The following is a 19,174-nucleotide window of genomic DNA, read 5'->3' on the forward strand; positions in this document are numbered from 1 at the left end:
CGGGGGGAGGATCGAGCGAAGCTCAGCCCAGCAGTACCTGCGCCAGCGGCAGCAGCATGCGGACGTCGATCGCGACGCCCTCGGCGCGCTTCTCGGCCACGAAGGCGCTCACGCCCGCCAGCGGCACGCGGTGGACGGTGATGTCCTCGCCCGCCACGCCGCCGCCTTCGCCCACGCGCCGCACGCCATGCGCGCGCACCAGCGTGAAGCTTTCGGAGACCATGCCGGGCGAGCTGAAATATTCGCCGAGCAGCTCCACCCGCTCAGCGGTGTGGCCGGTTTCCTCTTCCAGCTCGCGGATCGCGGCCAGCTCCACCGTGTCGCCCTCATGCTCGTCGCCGATCAGCCCGGCGGGCAGCTCCAGGCAGCGGCGGCCCAGCGGCACGCGATACTGCTCGACCATCAGCAGGTGCCCCTCGGCGTCCACCGCCACGATCACGGCGGCCCGGATGCCCCGCGCGCGGGCGACATATTCCCACCGGCCCTGCCGCTTGGCGACGATCCACTTGCCTTCCCAGGGCGTCTCTACCGGTGCGTCGGCGTCGGGCGTCATAGTTCGATCAGCCTGTCGGGAAGCTCGTTGATATCGTCCCCGGTCTTGGGGAAATGCTCGGCCAGGATGCTGCCCATCATCGTCACGGCTTCGGCCATGCCGGCCGCCGGATCGCCTGCGCGCACCTGATCGATCAGCGCCGCCATCGCCTCGCCCCAGCGTTCGGGCGCGACCTTCGAATGGATCGCCTCGTCCGCGATGATCTCCGCGCGGTGCTCGCGCAGCGACAGATAGAGCAGCACGCCGACACGCCCCACGGTCCGCTTTTCCGCGCTGGTGCGGAAGAACTGGAGCGCGCGGCGGCGCACCCGCCGCGTCTTGGTGGCACCGGGCGTCAGCAGCATGCGCAACGGCATCCAGGCCAGGCCATAGCGCACGATCAGGAAGACGATCGTCTGGCCGATCGCCAGCAGGAACAGCGCGGTGGGCAGCACGCTCTCCTCGCTGTGCCAGCCGCCGCCGAACCAGGCGAGCTTCATGTCGATCAGCCCGGGGAACACCGCGGCCGCGACGATCAGCAACAGCATCGCGCCGATCGCATAGTGCAGCCCGACGTCATGATAGCTGTCCGAACGGCCGGCGACGATCGTCACGATCTCGCCGTCGGTGGTTTCCTCGGCCGCGGCCACCGCGGCGGTGACCTGCGCATGTTGTTCGGGCGTGAAGCGAAATCCTGCCATCACCAGCTCCCCGATGCGCCGCCGCCGCCGAACGACCCGCCGCCGCCGGAAAAGCCGCCACCGCCACCGCCGCCCCAGCCGCCGCCGTCATTGTCGCCGCCGCCGCGCGTCGCTGCGTCCAGCACGCTCCACAGGATCACCGGGCCCCAACCGCCGCGATAGCGCCGGCCCTGACGCCGGTTGCCGATGCCGGCCAGGGTGGCGATCACGATGATCGCGACGATGAAGAACCACAGCCCCGGCCCATCGTCGCCATTCCCGCCCGACTGGGCCTGGGCGTCCAGCTTTTCCTTGGCGCGCACCTCGGCCGCTTCGAGCGGCAGCTTCATCTGCTCGCCGATCTCCTGCGCGCCGGCCATGATCCCGCCGGCCATGTCGCCGTCGCGGAATTTGGGCAGGATCACGTCGTTGATGATCAGCGACGAAAGCGCGTCGGTCATCACCGGCTCCAGGCCGTAGCCGACCTCGATCCTAACCTTGCGCTCCTTGGGCGCGACGATCAGCAGGATGCCGTTGTTGGCGCCTTCCTGCCCGATCTTCCACGCGCGGCCCAGGCGATAGCCGTAATCCTCGATCGGATAGTCCTGAAGGTCCGGGATCGTCGCCACCACGAACTGGCGCGACGACGCCTTCTCGATATCCGCCGAGAGCGCGGTGAGCTGCGCCTCCTGCTCGGGGCTGAGCAGGTTGGCGGCATCGACCACGCGGCCGGTGAGCGCGGGGAAGTTCTGGGCGTGCGCCAGCGGCACCCAGAGCAGGGCGAGCAGCAGTGCCGCCAGCCAGTTGCGGATGTTCATCCCCGTGCTCCCGGGCCGCCCGCCGGGATCAGTTGGTGTTGCCGAAGCTGACGGTCGGCGCCACGTCCGCGCCCGCCTTCGCCTGGAACGGCGTCATCGGCTTGGCGCCGTAGAACACGGTCGCGCCGATCGAATCCGGGAAGGTGCGGATGGTGGTGTTATAGCTCTGCACCGCCGCGTTATAATCGCGGATGGCGATGTTGATGCGGTTTTCGGTGCCCTCAAGCTGGCTCATCAGCGCGGTGAAGTTCGCCTGGCTCTGGAGCTGGGGATAGGCCTCCACCGTCACCAGCAGGCGGCTTAGCGAGCCGCTGAGCTGCTGCTGCGCGGCCTGGAACTGCTCCACCTTCGCCGGATCGGTCAGATCGTCGGCGGTCACCTGCATCGAGCTGGCCTTGGCGCGCGCCTCGGTCACGTCGGTCAGGATCTTGCCTTCGGAAGCGGCGGCGCCCTTCACGGTGGCCACCAGATTGGGGATCAGGTCGGCACGGCGCTGATAGGCGGCCTGCACGTCGGCCCATTTGGCCTTGGCATTCTCCTCGGCCGTCGGCACGCTGTTGAGGCCGCAGGCGGAAAGCAGCGCCGCAGCAGCGAGCGCCAGCACAGCACGAATCTTCATCGGGTTCCCTCCGGACCAGTCTGATGGCGGCTTATATGGGCATGACACCCCCGACGAAAAGGGGCTTGCGCGCAATCGCCCGATGGCGCCCATTGCCGGGACAGGCAACGGCACCCGCAAGAAAGGGAGGAAGCGCCAGAATGTGGAACGAGTTCAAGACCTTCATCGCCCGAGGCAATGTTTTCGATCTGGCCGTGGGCGTGATCATCGGCGCGGCGTTCGGCAACATCACCAAATCGCTGACCGAGGACGTGATCATGCCGGTGATCGGCGCGATCTTCGGCGGGCTCGATTTCTCCAGCCATTTCGTGCTGCTGGGCGATGTGCCCGCGGGCTATGCGGGATCGCTGGCCAGCTATGCCGATCTCAAGAAGGCGGGCGCCCCGGTGCTCGGCTATGGCGAGTTCGTGACGGTGGCGATCAACTTCGTCATCCTCGCCTTCATCGTGTTCCTGATGGTGCGCTTCGTGAACCGCGTCATGGCGGCGGCGCAAAAGCCCGAGCCTGAGGCGGCGCCCGCCCCCGAACCGGCCGAGCTGGCGCTGCTGCGCGAGATCCGCGACGAGTTGAAGAAACGCTGATCGTCGCGGGCCACGCGCGCGCCGGGGCCGGGGCGATTGTTGCGGAAGCGGAGCGATGATAGGCTCGCCGCTCAACCCGGCCGGGGGAATGCCATGCGCCTGCGCGATGCCATGATTGCCGCGATCCTTGCCTGCTGGGCGCTGCCCGCGGCGGCACAGCCTGTCTATGTCGCCCCCGCCGGATCGTCCGAGCGGCCGCAGAACGGGGTCGTGGCCGCGACGGTTGACGCATCCCGGCCGCCGGTGCCCGAAACCGGCACAGCCGACTACCGGATCGAGACCAGCGGCGGCAAATGCCTGGTGCCGCAGATGCGCGACAACCAGGTCTATCTGCTGCGCCCCGGCGCCTGCGTGGACGGCGTGCTGCTCAACGCGCGCTTCCATGGCAACCAGCGCGCGCGGCTGGAGCTGGACCGCAGCGGAAGCTGTGTCGCGGTCCGCCGCCGCGATTTCGACGGCAGCGGGCTGATGTATCGCACCTGGGCCGATGGCCTGGCCGCCGTGCCCTGCACCGATGCGATCGAGCTGCGTTACCGCATCGATTGGGCGGGCGACGGCCTGGTTTCCATCCGCACCGCCGATGGCAAGTGCTGGACGGTTGCGGACACCGGCATCCTGGTGCTCCCCTGCGATCGCAGCGCGGGGCAGCGCTTCCGCCTGCTTCAGCCCGCCGCCGCGGGGCGCGTGGCACCCGATGGCCGGGTGCAGCCCGCCACGGGCGCCGCCCCGGCCCCGGCGGCCCCATCGCCGGCTGTGACGCTTCCCGTGATCACCCCCCCGCCGCCGCCCCGCGCACCCGCGACCGGGGCCGAGCGGATGGCCGCGCTGCCCCGTCCCGCCGGGCTGCCCGCCAACGCCCCGCCGCCGGCGCGCTACTGGCTGTTTCCGGCGGGCCGGGAGGGCGCCTGCGTGCGCGTGACCGGAACCGGCGCCGCGGCCACGGTCCGGCTTGGCCGCGATTGCACGCCCGACCCCGATTCGCTCACCCAGCTCGACTGGACCGGCCCGCGCGGCTTCCGCCTCGCCAACCTGGAGCCCGCCGGACTGTGTTTCGTCGCGGGCAAGAGGCCGTGGATCACCGCCGAAGCCTGTACCCCCGCAGACGCCCAGCATTTCACGATCGAACCGGCCGGCTTTCGCGATTATTGGGTGATCAAGACCGCAGGCGGCCTGTGCCTGGCGGTGCGCGGCAAGAACGACATTGGGACCGGCGTGAACAACTCGGCGCTATTCCCGGAGCCCTGCCGCGCAGCCGGGGAACAATATTTCGAGCTCTATCCGCAGGAAGATTGAGGCGGCTTCCGGGCCTGCGCTCAGGCGGCGGCCAGGCTTGCCGCGGTGGCGTCGGCCAGGCTGGTGCCGTCCAAGATGCGCGCGGTTTCGTCGCGCACGCGCGCCATCGCCGCGCGGATCGCGCAGCTCGCCTCGTCCTTGCAATCGTTGCACGGGCGATAGGCGGTGCGGCTGACGCAGGGCACCAGCGCCAGCGGCCCTTCGATCACGCGGATGATTTCTCCCAGCGAGATCATATGCTTGGGCCGCGAGAGCATATAGCCGCCCGCCTTGCCCCGATGGCTGACCAGGAACCCGGCCTCACGCAGGTCCGCCAGGATCAGCTCCAGGAACTTGCGCGGCACATTCGCCTCGGCGGCGATGCGGTTCATCGGCGTGGGCTTGCCTTCGGGCGGCTGCGTTGCGAGGAACAGCATCGCACGCAGCGCATAACGGGAACGCTGGGTCAGCATGGTGCATGCTCCATGCCAATTTTCTGCTTTGCTGGGAAGCCTTTGCGCGGTCTTTTCATCCGCGCCCGAATCCCTATATTGGAAGTTGCCGGTTTCGGCCGGCTATGGGGATAAACGAAGGCGTGCAATAGGCGCAGCGGACCCGGGGGCAGTACCCGGCGGCTCCACCATAACCGGTGGTGTATCTGGACACCGTTTCTGACGGGGCCGAACCAGGATCGACGTGTGTTGAAAAGCGCATTCCATCTCTCAGCGTGGGCCACTGCGACGGTCCGTTACACAAGTGCCAACGATAACGAGGCGCTCGCGATTGCGGCCTAACCCAAGTCTTCACGGACTAGGTTAGTCAGACAAAAGCGCGGTTGGACCGCACCGGGCAACAGAAGCGGATTCCAGCGGCACGGGGAGCGCCGGGCAACAGAAGCTCCCCACCCTTCCGCGTCCCGACCCCTCCCGTCCCGCCCCGGCCTCCGGGCATTCCCCGATCGTGCCGATCCCGTAACGGCGATCCCCCGAATGTCGCCAGCCGTCCGCATGCGCTCTTTTGTTAACCATCAGGACGGCGATTCCGCCGCAGGCGATGGAGGCCCGAAATGCTGGGCAAGCGCTGGCAAGGTACCGCAGGGATGCTGGCTTTCGCGGTGATGGCGACGGTTACGCTGGTGGAGGGCACCCGCCCGCCGAGGCTGCCCAAGCCCGAGATCAAGGCCCCGGCGCTGCTCGCCGATCGCGACGCCGCAGGCGCCGGCGGCACCCGCTTCCGCACCCGCTGAAGCTCCCGCCGCCCTCAGGCGGGCAGCGTCAGCCGGGCCACGGTACGCTCGCCGCGCTCCAGGGTGAAGCTGCCGCCAAGCTGTTCCGCCAGCGTCCGCGCGATGCCGAGCCCAAGCCCCGCCGCCTCCGCCATCGCAAAGCCATCGGGCAGGCCGCAGCCGTCGTCGCGCACCTCCACGGTCAGCATGCCTTCGCCATCGCGCGCGTGGACAACGTCGATCCGCCCGCCGGAGCGCGCGGCAAAGCCATGCTCGATGGCGTTGGCCACCGCCTCCGCCACGATCAGCGCCACCGGCAGCGCGGCATCGGGGGCCAGCATCACGTCGCCGTCACCCTGGACGGCCACGGTGATGCCGTCGCGGCCGCTCATCTCGACCGCGTCGGCGCACAGCGGCGCCAGGAAATCCTGCATCGCGCGCGCCTTGCCGTCGGCGGCGTAGAGCTGGCGGCTGACACGGCCGATCATGCCGATGCGCCGCGCCGCCTCGTCCACCGCGGCGCGCGCGTTGGCGTCGGTCACATGCCGTTTCTGAAGGACCAGCAGCCCGGCGGCGACCTGAAGATTGTTCGAAACCCGGTGCTGCAGCTCACGGAACAGCGCCTCGCGCGTTTCCGCCAGCGCCGCCGACCGCGCGCGTTCGCGCCGCAGCATTGCGTTGGTCTGCTGCATCAGGTGGAACAGCCACAGCGTGAACCCCGCCAGCACGACGAAGGGCACCACCGCCGGCAGTATCGCGACGAACACGCCCGGCCGCATCGGATCGCCGATCAGCAAGGTCCAGGCCAACAGCAGGCTGAAGCCGGCCGCCGCCACCGCGGTGCGCACGCCGAACAGGAACGCGGTGAGCATCACCGCCGGGAAGAAGAACAGAAAGGGCAGGCCCGTGGGCGCCCAGGGCCGGATCGCGATGCGCAAAAGCAGCGCCAGCGCCACAAGCCCCAGCGCGGCGGCAGGGGCGATCCAGGGGCGTGCGGGCGCGATCGGAAACCGTTCGTGCCAGCGTTCGCCAGGCGAAGCCTCTTTCCCTGCCATCCCCGACCTGTTGCCGTTTTCGGGGCACCCTAGCCCAGCGCCCGGCGGAGCCCCAGCGAATTATCCCATTGCCGTAGCGGAATGCGGCAGGCCGTTGGCGCCCGGCCGCGCCGATCGCTGAAGCGGTTCCGGCTCCCCGGCCGGAAATGAAAATGGCCGGAAACGAAAAGGGGGGACGCGGTTTCCCGCGCCCCCCCGGCTTTCCGTTCCTGCCTCCCGGTTGCCCGGGCTGCGGATCAGTTCTCGGTGATGAACGAGGGCAGGCCGATATCGGCACCGTCGTCGTCCTTGCCCTCCGAACGCTCGCGGCGCGGACCGCGATCGCCACGCGGGCCGCGGTCGCCGCCCTCGCGGCGGGGGCCGCGATCCCGGCCGCCCTCGCGGCGGCGGTCACCGTCACGACCGCCACGATCGCCGCGCGGACCGCGATCACCGCCCTCGCGCGGCTCGCGTGCCGGACGGGTATCCTCCAGCTCGGCGCCAGTTTCCTGATCAACGACGCGCATCGACAGGCGCACCTTGCCGCGCGGATCGATCTCGAGAACCTTGACCTTCACCTCCTGGCCTTCGCTCAGGACGTCGGACACCTTCTCGACGCGCTCGTTCTTGATCTCGGAGACGTGGACCAGGCCGTCACGCGCGCCCATGAAGTTCACGAAGGCGCCGAAATCGACCAGGTTGACCACCTTGCCGTTGTAGATCTTGCCGACCTCGGGCTCCTCGACGATGCCGAGGATCCACTTGCGGGCCGCCTCGATCTGATCGAGGTCCGACGAGCTGATCTTGATCACGCCCTCGTCGTCGATGTCCACCTTGGCGCCGGTGGTCGCCACGATCTCGCGGATCACCTTGCCGCCGGTGCCGATGACGTCGCGGATCTTCGACTTGTCGATCTGCATCGTCTCGATGCGCGGGGCATGGGCGGAAAGCTCGGCGCGGACTTCGCCCAGCGCCTTGTTCATCTCGCCCAGGATGTGCGCGCGGCCATCCTTGGCCTGCGCCAGCGCGGCCTCGAAGATCTCCTTGGTGATGCCGGCGATCTTGATGTCCATCTGCATCGTGGTGATGCCTTCGGACGTGCCAGCCACCTTGAAGTCCATGTCGCCCAGGTGATCCTCGTCACCCAGGATGTCGGAGAGGATCGCGAAATCCTTGCCTTCCAGGATCAGGCCCATCGCGATGCCGGAAACCGGGCGCGTGATCGGCACGCCCGCGTCCATCATCGCCAGCGAACCGCCGCAAACCGACGCCATCGACGACGAGCCGTTGCTCTCCGTGATGTCGCTGGTCAGGCGGATCGTGTAGGGGAAATCCTCCTTGGCCGGCAGCACCGGGTGCAGCGCGCGCCACGCCAGCTTGCCATGGCCAACCTCGCGGCGGCCCGGCGCGCCGAAGCGGCCGACTTCACCGACCGAATAGGGCGGGAAGTTATAGTGCAGCATGAAATGCTGGTAGCTGAGCCCGTTCAGGCCATCGATCATCTGCTCGGCGTCCTTGGTGCCAAGGGTGCAGGTGGCGATGGTCTGGGTCTCGCCGCGGGTGAACAGCGCGGAGCCGTGCGCACGCGGGAGGAAATGGGTCTCGGCCACGATCGGGCGGATCTGGGTGGTGGTGCGGCCGTCGATGCGCTTGCCGTCCTTCAGGATGGCGGTGCGGACGATCTCGGCCTCCAGCTTCTTGGTCAGCTTGATGCCGGCCATGACTTCCTGGGGGCTCAGGCCGTCTTCGGCGAACTTCGCCTTCGCCTTCGCGCGCGCCTCGTTCAGCGCGTTCGAGCGGGCCGACTTGTCGGTCAGCTTGTAGGCGGCGGCGATGTCCTTGCCGATCAGCTTCTTGATCGAGTCCTTGAGCTTGGCGTTGTCGTCCTGCGACGCCATCTCCCACGGATCCTTGGCCGCCTGCTCGGCCAGCTTGACGATCGCCTTGATCACCTCGCGGCAGGCGTCGTGCGCGAACAGCACCGCGCCCAGCATGACCTCTTCCGAAAGCTCCTTGGCCTCGGACTCGACCATCATCACCGCGTCATAGGTGGCGGCGACGACCAGATCGAGCTCGCCAGCGGCGACCTGCTCGTCGGTCGGGTTCAGGATGTACTCGCCATCCAGATAGCCCACGCGCGCGGCGCCGATCGGCCCCATGAAGGGCACGCCCGAAATCGTCAGCGCGGCCGACGCGGCGACCATCGCCAGGATGTCGGGCTCGTTCTCGCCGTCATAGCTCAGCACCTGAGCGATGGCGTTGATCTCGTTGTAGAAGCCCTCGGGGAACAGCGGGCGGATCGGGCGGTCGATCAGGCGGGAGACCAGCGTCTCCTTCTCGGTCGCGCCGCGCTCGCGCTTGAAGAAACCGCCGGGGATGCGGCCGGCGGCGGAATATTTTTCCTGATAATGGACGGTGAGCGGGAAGAAATCCTGCCCTTCCTTCACGCTCTTCGCGGCGGTCACCGCACAGAGCACCACCGTCTCGCCCAGCGTCGCCATCACGGCGCCGTCGGCCTGGCGGGCAACCTTGCCCGTTTCGAGAGTCAGCGACTTGCCGCCCCACTCGATCGATACAGTCTTCTTGTCGAACATGTTGTTTCCTTCACTCCCCGCGCCCTATGCGCGGGGGGCCAATGAGAGCGGGCCGGGTTGGCCCGTGGAGGTCGGCCGGATTGCCTTCCTCCCGTCAGTCTTCCCCGGCGGGTGCCGGGTCCGGTCCAGCGGCCGGCGGGGCGCGCTGGCCCCGGATTGCTGGAAAACCGGCTTGCGCCGGTGCGAAAAGGGCGCCGCTAGGGGCGCCCTTTGATCACTTGCGAAGGCCCAGCTTGCCGATCAGATCGGTGTAGCGCTGCGCGTCCTTCTTCTTCAGGTAGCTGAGCAACTGGCGCCGCTTGTTCACGAGCATCAGCAGGCCGCGGCGGGAATGGTTGTCCTTGGCGTGGCTCTTGAAGTGCTCGGTGAGGTTCTGGATCCGCTCGGTGAGGATCGCGACCTGGACCTCGGGGCTGCCGGTGTCGCCCTCGACGCGGGCGTGCTCCTTGATGAGCGCTTCCTTGCGCTCCTGCGTGATCGACATGCGTTTTCCTTCGACATCACATTACAGGTTGAAACCGCGAACGACCCGGACTTCCCCGGCCTGAGCCTCCACCAGCGCGACCGGAATCTCGTCCAGCGTCGCGAAATGGAGGCCATCGTCGGCGGCGATCCCGGTCAACATCTGCCCCATGCGGAGCATCCCTGCCTGACCGGGGGAGAGGGATAGAGCCGGGATGTCGTCCAGCCCCGCCCTCAACGGCAGGAGATGTTGTTCAAGCGCGCGGCTCTTAGCGGTATCCGCCAGATTGTCCAGCGAAATCGCCTGGTCCAGCGTGAACGGCCCCGCCTTCACGCGCCGCAGATAGGTGACGTGGCCCACCGTTCCCAGCGCCAGCGCGATATCGCGCGCCAGGCTGCGGATATAGGTGCCCTTGGAGACATGGGCACGCAACGTCACGGTCTCCAACTCCTCCCCCGGGGGGGGAGGGAGACCAGCCGCAGGCTGGTGGAGGGGTAGCGCCCCCAGGGACGCATCGCTCGTGGATAATACCCCTCCACCGCTTCGCGGTTCCCCTCCCCCTCCGGGGGAGGAATGGCACAGCGAATGCACCGTCACCGACCGGCTCTTCAGCGCCACCGCCTCGCCCGCGCGGGCGAGGTCATAGGCGCGCTCGCCGTCCACCTTCAGCGCCGAATAGGCGGGCGGAACCTGATCGATCGGCCCGGTGAAGCGGGGCAGCACCGCCGCCACCCCGGCGATCGTGGGCCGCACGTCCGATTGCGCGATCACCTTGCCCTCGGCATCCAGCGTGTCGGTCTGCTCGCCGAAGCGGATGGTGAAGTCATAGACCTTGTCGCTGTCGAGCATGCGGCCCGCCAGCTTGGTCGCCTCGCCGATCGCGATGGGCAGCACGCCGCTCGCCAGCGGATCCAGCGTGCCGCCATGGCCCACCTTCCATTTGCCGTAGCCGCCCTCGCGCAGCGCGCGCTTGACCGCGCTCACCCCCTGGGTGGAGCCCAGCCCCAGGGGCTTGTCGAGGATGATCCAGCCATGCACGCGGGCCGTCTAGCCGCAGCGCCGCGCGCGCGCCAGCGTCACGCGCCCGCGGGCTGCTCCGCCTTGGCCTTCTTGGGCTTGGCGGGCGGCGGGCCGGAGCGCACCAGATCGGCGATGGCGCAACGCTCGCCGCGCACCAGCACCGAATCGCCGCGCGTCAGCGACGGCCCCCAGGTCTTGAACGCCACCGCAAAGGCATAGGGCAGCTCATGGCAGCGCGTGAAGAAACTGGCGTAATACCAGTTCTTGCGGCTGTCCTGCAGGTACACGCCGTTGCCGTCGCGGGCGGGCTCGAAATTGCGGATGCCGCCGTGATCGATGAACGGGATATCGGCGCGCTCGCCCGATTTCGGGCCGGGGGTCTGCGCCAGCGCCGGGCCTGCGAGCAACAGGAGCGGAGGCAGAAACGCGATTGACGGACGCAACACGACAAGGTCCTTTCCAGCATCCCGCTGCCGGGACGCTTTCCTGCAACGCCGCCCCACGTACCCGCAGCGCTAACGCGCTCCACCTGAACCCAGGCTGATCCGCAAGCAACAGGATCGACCGGCGCCTCGTAGAAACGCGAGCCCCGTCAACGCAACGTCACACCCCGCGGGTTCTGTCGCATGCCGGGGTCACTGCCCGGCAGGCTGGCGACCCGCATCGCCCCGCCATCCGCGGCGCGCGCGCCGCGGCGCAGGCCGGCGGCTGGGGAGGCGCTATAGCGCAGATCGGAAATCCGGCATTCCGCCATGCCTGCCTCGCGCGAAAAGGTAACGCGCGTGCCGGCCGCTATTCGCCGGTCGCCCGAACGCTCGAAGCCCAGAATCGCTGCGCGCGACGCTGCTTCGCACCGTGAAGCGAAGCGGGCGAGATACCACTGGTTCTTGCGATCGCGCAGATAGAGCGCGGACCCATCGGGGGTCGCGACGAACTCGCGGAACAGTCCGTCGAGCGAAGTATAGTCGATTACAGCCGGCGCGCCGGCCCGGGGCGCATCCGTCTGCGCAAGCACGGCAGTTGAGAGAAACACGGCGGGAATAACGGCAAAAGCACGAATATTTGTCATGATCGGACTCCCTCTGCGACCGGTCTGAACAAACCGCACGAAATTCTATGCATCCCTAGATGAACGCAGCATGAAATGCTTGCGGCACAGCGCGACATAGCGCTCGTTGCCGCCGATCTCCTTCTGCGCGCCTTCGCTCACGGCGTTGCCCGCGGCATCCACGCGCAGGTTCATCGTCGCCTTTCGCCCGCATTCACAGACCGACTTGATCTCCACCAGCGAGTCGGCCAGCGCCAGCAGCCCTGCCGATCCGGGGAACAGCCGTCCCTGGAAATCGGTGCGCAGGCCATAGCAGAGTACGGGGATTCCCACCTCGTCCGCCAAATGGGCGAGCTGGCGCACCTGCGCGTCCGACAGGAACTGCGATTCATCCACCAGCACGCAGGCGACGGACGCGCGGAAATGCTCCGCCTCCACGATCACGCGCAGATCGGTGGCGGGATCGAAGGGGATCGCCTCCGCCTTCAGCCCGATGCGCGAATCGATCACGCCATGGCCGCCGCGATCATGTACCCCCGCCGTGAACAGCAGCGTGCGCATGCCGCGTTCGCGATAGTTGAAATCGGCCTGGAGCAGCGTGGTCGATTTGCCCGCGTTCATCGAGGCATAGTAGAAATAGAGCTTGGCCATCGCCGCCTGATGGGACCGCGCGCCCGGGCCGGTCAACGGCCCCTTTATCCCGCGGTTAACCATGCGCCGCTAGCATCGCTGCCGAACTGGGCGGCGGAGGGGCAAGGGCCGCTCCGGCGCGGGAGAATTCAGAGTGCGCCTGATCGTCCACATGGGCTTCCACAAGACCGCGTCCACGCACCTGCAGGCGCTGATGAACGGCAATTGCGAGGCGATGGCCGCGCGCGGCATCTGGTACGAGCATCACCGCTTCGCGGCGCACCACGATATCGCCAACCCGCTGCTGGTGGGCGATGCCGGCCCTTTCGCGGCGATGCTGGCCAATGCCGCGGCGGCGGGATGCCACACCGTCATCCTTTCCTCCGAAAACCTCGAGGCGCTGCCCTTCAATCCCGGTGTCGCCGAGCTGATCGAGACAACCGCGGCCGCCGGCGGGGCCGACACGATCGAATGGCATGCCGCGATCCGCGAGCCCGGCGCCTATTTCGCCAGCATCCATTCGCAGTTGAGCTGGCACACCTATGCCGACGCGCTGCACATGTTCAGCGAAGTGATGAAGAAGGGCGTGCTGTTCCTGCCCGAGCCGCATCATGGCGAAGGCGCCACGCCCTATTGGTTCTTCTGCTTCGACTATCAGCCGTTCCTGGAAAGCTTCGCCGCGCCGGGGCGGCGGCTGTTCGTCCACGATTATGCCGATCGCGATCCCTATCCCGGCTGGCGGCTGATGCGGCGGCTGGGCGTGTTCGACGTGCTGGTCGAGCAGCCGGAGGAATGGGGCTTCAACCACCGGCTGACGCAGGAGCGGGCGGCAAAGTTCTTCCGCGAGCGGCTGCGCGAGGCGGCGGGCGATCGCGCAACCTGGCACATGGTGCGCAAGGCGGTGAGCGAGCATCTGGCCGCCAATCTGGCCGCGGTGCCCGCCTATGCGGAGGCCGTGGGCGCGCGCTACGGCGCCAGCTATCGCGCCGCGCTGGAACGGTTCGGCCGCTGGGACGAAGACCAGGGCGAGGCCCGCGCCGCCTGAGCGGGCGCGCATCAGGCTTCCGGTTCGCCCTCCAGGTCGCGCGCCACGCGGGGATCGCGCAGCAGCGTCTCGATATGCGTGCCCTCGTCGAAGCTCTCATCGGCGAGGAACTTGAGCCGGGCGGCATATTTCATCTTCACCCGCGCCGCGACCTCACGCTGGAGATAGGCGGTGTTGGTGCGCAGCGCCTTGAGCACCGCAGGCTCGTCCTGGCCCAGCAGCGGCTTCACGAACACGGTGGCGTGGCGCAGGTCCGGCGACATCCGCACCTCGGTCACCGACACCATATGGCTGGCGAGCACATCGTCATGCACCTCGCCGCGCTGCAGGATCTCGCTCAGCACATGGCGCACCTGCTCGCCCACGCGCAGCAGGCGGACGGAGCGGGTCTCGGGGGTTTCGGTTGGGCGGGGCATGGTCAACCGTTCACATCTTAAGCAGGAGCGGCAGCAGAAACACCAGGGCCAGGCCATGGGCCGCGAACCACACGCGGCCCAGGCCCTTGTAGAAACAGCCCTCCATCAAGCGGTCGTACCGCTCCTGCTCGGCGTCTTCCTTGTTCTCCGTCACAGCGTCCGTTCGCGCAGCTCTACCTCAAAGGTCTCGAGATAGTCGCCCGGCTTGATGTCGGTGAAGTTCTGGCTGAACGTCACGCCGCACTCCAAGCCCGCGCGGACCTCCGCCACATCGTCCTTGAACCGCCGGAGCGAAGCGATCTCGCCCTGGTAGATGATGACGTCGTCGCGGGTGATGCGCGCCTTGAGCGCCTTGCGGATGGCACCGTCGGTGACGAGCAGGCCCGCCGCCTTGCCGTGCTTGCCGGCCGAGAAGACCTCCTTGATCTCCGCGCGGCCCACCACCGTCTCGAACGCCTCGGGACCGAGCTGGCCAGCCATGCCGGCGCGGATCTCGTCGGTCAGGTCGTAGATCACGTCATAATATTTGAGCGCGACCTTGTTCCGCTCGGCGATCTCGCGCGCCTTGGCGTTGGCGCGGACGTTGAAGCCGATGATCGGCGCCCCCGATGCCCCGGCCAGCGTCACGTCGCTCTCGGTGATGCCGCCGACGCCGGAGTGCAGGATGCGCACCTTGATGTCGTCGGTCGAGATCTTGTTCAGGCTGCCCACGATCGCTTCGACGGTTCCCTGGGTGTCGGCCTTGACCACCAGCGGATATTCCATCGCCTGCTTCTCCTTGAGCGCGGAGAACATGCTCTCCAGGCTCGCAGGCGCGTTGGTGGTGCGCTTCTGCTGGATCACGCCGGCGCGATATTCGGCGACCTCGCGCGCGCGGGCCTCGTTCTCGACGACCTGCAGCGCGTCGCCGGCCATCGGCACGCCCGAAAGGCCCAGCACCTCCACCGGCATCGCCGGGGTGGCTTCCTTCACCTGGCGGCCCTTGTCGTCGACCAGCGCGCGGACCTTGCCGCTCTCCGCACCGACGACGAACACGTCGCCCACGCGCAGCGTGCCGCGCGTGACCAGGATGGTGGCCACCGGGCCGCGGCCCTTGTCCAGCTTGGCCTCGATCACCGATCCTTCGGCCGCGCGATCGGGGTTGGCCTTCAGCTCGAGCAGCTCGGCCTGGAGCTGGATCTTCTCGATCAGCGCGTCCAGCCCGGTCTTCTTGAGCGCGGAGACCTCCACGTCCTGGGTCTCGCCGCCCATCTCCTCGACGATCACCTCATGCTCCAGCAGGCGCTCGCGCACCTTCTGGGGATTGGCGCTGTCCAGATCGACCTTGTTGATCGCCACGATCATCGGCACGCCGGCCGCCTTGGTGTGGTTGATCGCCTCGATCGTCTGCGGCATCAGCCCGTCGTTCGCGGCCACCACCAGCACGACGATGTCGGTCACGTTGGCGCCGCGCGCGCGCATCTCCGTAAAGGCCTCGTGGCCCGGCGTGTCGAGGAAGGTGATCTTCGACTTGTCCTTCAGCGTTACCTGATAGGCGCCGATATGCTGGGTGATGCCGCCCGCCTCGCCCTTCACCACATCGGTGCCGCGCAGCGCGTCGAGCAGGCTGGTCTTGCCGTGATCGACATGGCCCATGATCGTGACGACCGGCGGGCGCGGCAGCAGCGTCTCGGGCGAATCGGCCTCGGACTCGACCAGATCGACGTCGCTCTCGCTCACGCGCTGGATGTTGTGGCCGAATTCGGTGACCAGCAGCTCGGCGGTGTCCTGATCGATCGTCGCGTTGATCGTGACGGGCATGCCCATCTTGAACAGCGCCTTCACCAGGTCGGCGCCCTTCTCCGCCATGCGGTTGGCGAGCTCCTGCACGGTGATCGCCTCGGGGACGACCACGTCGCGGACCTGCTTGGCCTGCGGCTCGCGCGAGCCGCCGAACTGGCGGCGGTGTTCCTTTTCGCGCGCACGCTTCAGCGCGGCGAGCGAACGGGCGCGGGCGCCGTCGTCCCCACCCAGCGCGCGGTTGACCGTCAGCTTGCCCGACTGGCGGCGATCGTCGCCCTTGCGGTCGCGCGAGGGACGGGCGGGCGTGTCGGACGGGCGCTTCGGCGCGGCGCCGGGGCCTGCGCCGCCGGACGGAGCCGGGCGCGGCGAGGGGGCTGCGGCGTTCGCAGTGTTCTGGGTGTTCGCGGCGGGCGCCTCGCGCTCGACCGGGCGCGGCTCGGGACGCGGAATCTCGGGCCGCTGAACGGGCGTGAAGCGGCGCGGCGCGGGCCGGCTGGGGTCAAGCTGGAGCGCGACCGGCTGGGGCTGGGGCGCCGGGGCCGGGGCGGGTGCAGGGGCCGCAACGGCAGGCGCGGGGGCGGGCTCCGGAGCAGCCACGGGTGCGGGCTCGGGCGCGGCGGGGGCCGCCGCGGCCTCCGCCTCGGCACGCACGCGCTCCTCGGCGCGGCGGCGCTCCTCATCGGAGGCCTCCTGGCGCTCGCGTTCCTCGCGGCGGCGCGCCTCTTCCAGCGCGCGCATGCGCTGTTCCTCGGCCTCGCGCAGCAGGCGGGCCTGGCGCTCCTGGGCGGTCTCCCCGGACGGGGCCGGGCGCGCGGGCGCGACGGGCGGGGGCGGCGGCGCGACGGGAGCGGCGGCGGCGGGCGCGGGCGGCGGCGCCGCCTCTTCGGCTCCCGACTGCGGACCCAGGACGCGGCGGCGCTTGACCTCCACGACGACGGTGTTCGAACGGCCATGGCTGAAGCTCTGCTTCACCTTGCCCGTTTCTACGGTGCGCTTGAGGCCCAGCGGCGCGCGCATGCCCAGCTTCGGCTTTTCGTTATCGGTATCGCTCATGCGCCTGCTCGAGTTCCTTGCGTATTCTTCTGTTCGTCCGTCCGCGCTTCCGCCGGAAGCGCCGATGCGCCCTGCGAGCCTGTTTCGCAAGGCTTGGGAGCGCGTTCGGGGCCGATAAATTGCAGCCAGCGATCGAGCGCCTCACGCACTCGCAACGCCGCCCGGTGGTCGGTCAGGCCGCAATGTACCACATTTTCGCGGCCCAGCGCCAAGGACAATATGGCCCTGGGAGCGGGCAATGTTAAGCCCTTGAGCCCGCTGCCCTCGCGTTCCGATCCGACACGCCACGCCTGGGCCAGCCGGGCGGCGCCGTCCGCGCGCGCGTCGGCGGCGTGGAGCAGGAGCTGAAGCTGGCCCGATCGCGCCGCCGCCTCGATCCGTTCCGATCCGGTGAGGAGATAGCCGGCCTTGGCCTCCAGCCCCAGCCGGTCGAGGAAGGCGCGTTCCAGCGCCGCCCCGATCCGATCGGGCAGGTCCTGCGGGATGCGCAGATCGCCGGTGCGGAAGGCGCGCGCCAGGCCCGCCTTCAGCCGGCCCTTGGCCATCGCCTCCTCCAGCTCCGCACGGCCCGCGCCGATCCAGGCGCCGCGGCCGGGGGCCTTGGCGCGGACATCGGGCAGCACCTCGCCATCGGGCGAAAGCGCGAGCCGGATCAGCCCCTCGCGCGGCGATTGCTCGCGCGAGAGGACGCAGGTGCGCTCCGGGACTGCGCTATCGGCTAGCGAGCCGGTCTCATTGCTCGGAGTCCGCAATTGCGTCCTCCCCGCCGGCGTCCGCGGCCGGCTCTTCGTCCGCGAACCAGTGCGCGCGGGCGGCCATGATGATCTCGTTGCCCTGCTCGTCGCTGAGGCCATATTCGGCGAGCACGCCGCCCTTGTCCTCGTTGCGGCTCGGCGCGGAATCGTTGCCGCGGCGGCGCGGCTCGGAACGGCGCTTCTGCACCAGCTCGTCGGTCGCCAGATCGGCCAGGTCGTCGAGCGTCTTGATGCCCGCCTTGCCCAGCGTGACCAGCATCGCCTCGGTCAGGTACGGCATCGTTGCCAGATCGTCGGACACGCCCAGCGCGCGGCGCTCCTCGCGGTTTGCCTCCTCGCGGCGCTCCAGCGCCTCGGCGGCGCGGCTCTGCAGCTCCTGCGCCAGCTCCTCGTCGAAGCCCTCGATGCCCGCCAGCTCGTCGAGCTCGACATAGGCGACCTCTTCCAGCGCGCTGAAGCCTTCGGCCACCAGGAGCTGCGCCAGCGTCTCGTCCACGTCCAGCTCGTTCTGGAACATCTCGCTGTTGGCGACGAATTCCTGCTGGCGCTTCTCGCTCGCGTCGGTCTCGGTCAGGATGTCGATCGCCTTGGCGGTGAGCTGGCTGGCCAGGCGCACGTTCTGGCCGCGGCGGCCGATCGCCAGGCTGAGCTGGTCGTCGGGAACCACCACCTCGATGCGGTCGTCCTCCTCGTCGATCACCACACGGCTGACATTGGCCGGCTGGAGCGCGTTGACGACGAAGGTGGCGGTATCGGGCGACCAGGGGATGATGTCGATCTTCTCGCCCTGCATCTCCTGTACCACCGCCTGCACGCGGCTGCCCTTCATGCCCACGCAGGCGCCGACCGGATCGATCGAGCTGTCGTGGCTGATCACGCCGATCTTGGCGCGGCTGCCCGGATCGCGCGCCGCCGCCTTGATCTCGATGATGCCGTCGTAGATCTCCGGCACTTCCTGCGCGAACAGCTTCTTCATGAACTCGGGGTGCGCGCGGCTCAGGAAGATCTGCGGCCCGCGGTTCTCGCGGCGGACGTTGAGGATGATCGAGCGGACGCGATCGCCGACGCGGACCACCTCGCGCGGGATCTGCTGGTCGCGGCGGATCACGCCCTCGGCGCGGCCCAGGTCGACCACGATGTGGCCGAACTCCACGCGCTTCACCACGCCCGTGATGATCTCGTTCACGCGGTCCTTGAACTCTTCATACTGGCGCTCGCGCTCGGCGTCGCGGACCTTCTGGAAGATGATCTGCTTGCTGGCCTGCGCCTGGATGCGGCCGAACTCGATCGGGGGCAGCGGATCGACGATATAGTCGCCGACGACCGCGCCCTTCTGGAGCTTCTGCGCGTCCTTGACGCTGACCTGCTTGAAATAGTCGTCGACCGCCTCGACCACCTCCACGATGCGCCACAGGCGCAGGTCGCCGGTATTGGGGTCCAGCTTCGCGCGGATGTCGTTCTCCACGCCGTAACGGTTCTTGGCGGCGCGCTGGATCGCGTCTTCCATCGCCTCGATGACGATGCCCTTGTCGATCAGCTTTTCCTTCGCGACCGCATCGGCGATCGCGAGCAGCTCGGCCTTGTTGGCGGAAATGGCGGTGGCCATC

At 68.6% G+C, this 19,174-nt stretch carries 21 protein-coding genes and 1 other RNA gene; 5 read left to right on the forward strand and 17 right to left on the reverse strand.

The genetic code is table 11. The features are described 5' to 3' along the window. Window positions 1-22 precede the first annotated feature (22 nt). From OM513_RS00820 to OM513_RS00835, 4 genes are read right to left on the reverse strand one after another with little or no spacing between them, the layout of a single operon-like run. Complete coding sequence (locus OM513_RS00820) at window positions 23-553, reverse strand: NUDIX hydrolase (RefSeq protein ID WP_264942247.1); 531 nt, start codon at window positions 551-553, stop codon at window positions 23-25. Continuing rightward, window positions 550-1,233, reverse strand: coding sequence for a TPM domain-containing protein (locus OM513_RS00825; protein ID WP_264942248.1), 684 nt, complete (start codon window positions 1,231-1,233; stop codon window positions 550-552). Before OM513_RS00825 ends, OM513_RS00820 begins: the two co-directional genes overlap by 4 nt. Continuing rightward, complete coding sequence (locus OM513_RS00830; protein ID WP_264942249.1) at window positions 1,233-2,030, reverse strand: TPM domain-containing protein; 798 nt, start codon at window positions 2,028-2,030, stop codon at window positions 1,233-1,235. Before OM513_RS00830 ends, OM513_RS00825 begins: the two co-directional genes overlap by 1 nt. A gap of 28 nt (window positions 2,031-2,058) precedes the next feature. Further along, window positions 2,059-2,649, reverse strand: a complete 591-nt coding sequence (locus OM513_RS00835) for a LemA family protein (RefSeq protein WP_264942250.1) — start codon at window positions 2,647-2,649, stop codon at window positions 2,059-2,061. A 140-nt stretch (window positions 2,650-2,789) separates the two neighbouring features. Between OM513_RS00835 and mscL the strand changes: the two genes are divergently transcribed. Further along, window positions 2,790-3,230: a large conductance mechanosensitive channel protein MscL gene (mscL, locus tag OM513_RS00840; RefSeq protein ID WP_264942251.1), complete on the forward strand. Its 441-nt coding sequence runs from the start codon at window positions 2,790-2,792 to the stop codon at window positions 3,228-3,230. Window positions 3,231-3,323: 93 nt separating this feature from the next. Continuing rightward, window positions 3,324-4,523 carry an RICIN domain-containing protein gene (locus tag OM513_RS00845; RefSeq protein WP_264942252.1) on the forward strand — a complete coding sequence of 400 codons (1,200 nt, stop codon included), beginning with the start codon at window positions 3,324-3,326 and terminating at the stop codon, window positions 4,521-4,523. Between the two features lie 20 nt (window positions 4,524-4,543). On the opposite strand, the gene OM513_RS00850 is transcribed toward OM513_RS00845, so the two are convergent. Next, a complete protein-coding gene (locus OM513_RS00850; RefSeq protein WP_264942253.1) occupies window positions 4,544-4,975 on the reverse strand; it encodes an RrF2 family transcriptional regulator in 432 nt (143 codons plus the stop codon). A 48-nt stretch (window positions 4,976-5,023) separates the two neighbouring features. On the opposite strand from OM513_RS00850, the gene ssrA reads away from it, so the two are divergent. Both ssrA and OM513_RS00860 read left to right on the forward strand, forming a co-directional pair. Beyond that, window positions 5,024-5,369: a transfer-messenger RNA gene (ssrA, locus tag OM513_RS00855) on the forward strand. 199 nt (window positions 5,370-5,568) lie between these two features. Continuing rightward, window positions 5,569-5,748, forward strand: a complete 180-nt coding sequence (locus OM513_RS00860; RefSeq protein WP_264942254.1) for a hypothetical protein — start codon at window positions 5,569-5,571, stop codon at window positions 5,746-5,748. 14 nt (window positions 5,749-5,762) lie between these two features. Here the strand turns inward: OM513_RS00860 and OM513_RS00865 are convergent, their stop codons facing one another. The 7 genes from OM513_RS00865 to OM513_RS00895 form a co-directional block, all read right to left on the reverse strand. Continuing rightward, window positions 5,763-6,782 (reverse strand): sensor histidine kinase, encoded by a 1,020-nt coding sequence (locus OM513_RS00865; RefSeq protein WP_264942255.1) that lies wholly within the window; start codon window positions 6,780-6,782, stop codon window positions 5,763-5,765. 236 nt (window positions 6,783-7,018) lie between these two features. Further along, window positions 7,019-9,355, reverse strand: a complete 2,337-nt coding sequence (pnp, locus tag OM513_RS00870; RefSeq protein WP_264942256.1) for a polyribonucleotide nucleotidyltransferase — start codon at window positions 9,353-9,355, stop codon at window positions 7,019-7,021. Window positions 9,356-9,569: 214 nt separating this feature from the next. Further along, the gene (gene rpsO, locus OM513_RS00875; protein WP_264942257.1) at window positions 9,570-9,839 is read right to left on the reverse strand and encodes a 30S ribosomal protein S15; all 270 of its coding nucleotides are present in this window, start codon (window positions 9,837-9,839) and stop codon (window positions 9,570-9,572) included. Between the two features lie 21 nt (window positions 9,840-9,860). Then, window positions 9,861-10,856, reverse strand: coding sequence for a tRNA pseudouridine(55) synthase TruB (gene truB, locus OM513_RS00880; RefSeq protein ID WP_264942258.1), 996 nt, complete (start codon window positions 10,854-10,856; stop codon window positions 9,861-9,863). A gap of 38 nt (window positions 10,857-10,894) precedes the next feature. Next, a complete protein-coding gene (locus OM513_RS00885) occupies window positions 10,895-11,245 on the reverse strand; it encodes a hypothetical protein (protein ID WP_264942259.1) in 351 nt (116 codons plus the stop codon). 185 nt (window positions 11,246-11,430) lie between these two features. Beyond that, window positions 11,431-11,907, reverse strand: a complete 477-nt coding sequence (locus OM513_RS00890) for a hypothetical protein (RefSeq protein ID WP_264942260.1) — start codon at window positions 11,905-11,907, stop codon at window positions 11,431-11,433. Between the two features lie 45 nt (window positions 11,908-11,952). Further along, complete coding sequence (locus tag OM513_RS00895; RefSeq protein WP_264942261.1) at window positions 11,953-12,537, reverse strand: thymidine kinase; 585 nt, start codon at window positions 12,535-12,537, stop codon at window positions 11,953-11,955. 133 nt (window positions 12,538-12,670) lie between these two features. On the opposite strand from OM513_RS00895, the gene OM513_RS00900 reads away from it, so the two are divergent. Beyond that, window positions 12,671-13,561: a hypothetical protein gene (locus tag OM513_RS00900; protein ID WP_264942262.1), complete on the forward strand. Its 891-nt coding sequence runs from the start codon at window positions 12,671-12,673 to the stop codon at window positions 13,559-13,561. Window positions 13,562-13,572: 11 nt separating this feature from the next. Here the strand turns inward: OM513_RS00900 and rbfA are convergent, their stop codons facing one another. The 5 genes from rbfA to nusA are packed head-to-tail and all read right to left on the reverse strand — an operon-like array spanning window position 13,573 to window position 19,173. Then, window positions 13,573-13,977, reverse strand: a complete 405-nt coding sequence (gene rbfA, locus OM513_RS00905; RefSeq protein ID WP_264942263.1) for a 30S ribosome-binding factor RbfA — start codon at window positions 13,975-13,977, stop codon at window positions 13,573-13,575. A 10-nt stretch (window positions 13,978-13,987) separates the two neighbouring features. Beyond that, a complete protein-coding gene (locus OM513_RS00910) occupies window positions 13,988-14,131 on the reverse strand; it encodes a hypothetical protein (RefSeq protein ID WP_264942264.1) in 144 nt (47 codons plus the stop codon). Then, a complete protein-coding gene (infB, locus tag OM513_RS00915) occupies window positions 14,128-16,812 on the reverse strand; it encodes a translation initiation factor IF-2 (RefSeq protein ID WP_264942265.1) in 2,685 nt (894 codons plus the stop codon). The genes OM513_RS00910 and infB overlap by 4 nt, the downstream gene beginning before the upstream one ends. After that, the gene (locus tag OM513_RS00920; RefSeq protein ID WP_264942266.1) at window positions 16,809-17,564 is read right to left on the reverse strand and encodes a DUF448 domain-containing protein; all 756 of its coding nucleotides are present in this window, start codon (window positions 17,562-17,564) and stop codon (window positions 16,809-16,811) included. Before OM513_RS00920 ends, infB begins: the two co-directional genes overlap by 4 nt. Continuing rightward, window positions 17,545-19,173 carry a transcription termination factor NusA gene (gene nusA, locus OM513_RS00925; protein ID WP_264942267.1) on the reverse strand — a complete coding sequence of 543 codons (1,629 nt, stop codon included), beginning with the start codon at window positions 19,171-19,173 and terminating at the stop codon, window positions 17,545-17,547. The genes OM513_RS00920 and nusA overlap by 20 nt, the downstream gene beginning before the upstream one ends. Window position 19,174: the final 1 nt, after the last annotated feature.

The sequence above is a fragment of the Sphingomonas canadensis genome, assembly GCF_026013525.1.
Taxonomy (GTDB): domain Bacteria; phylum Pseudomonadota; class Alphaproteobacteria; order Sphingomonadales; family Sphingomonadaceae; genus Sphingomonas; species Sphingomonas canadensis.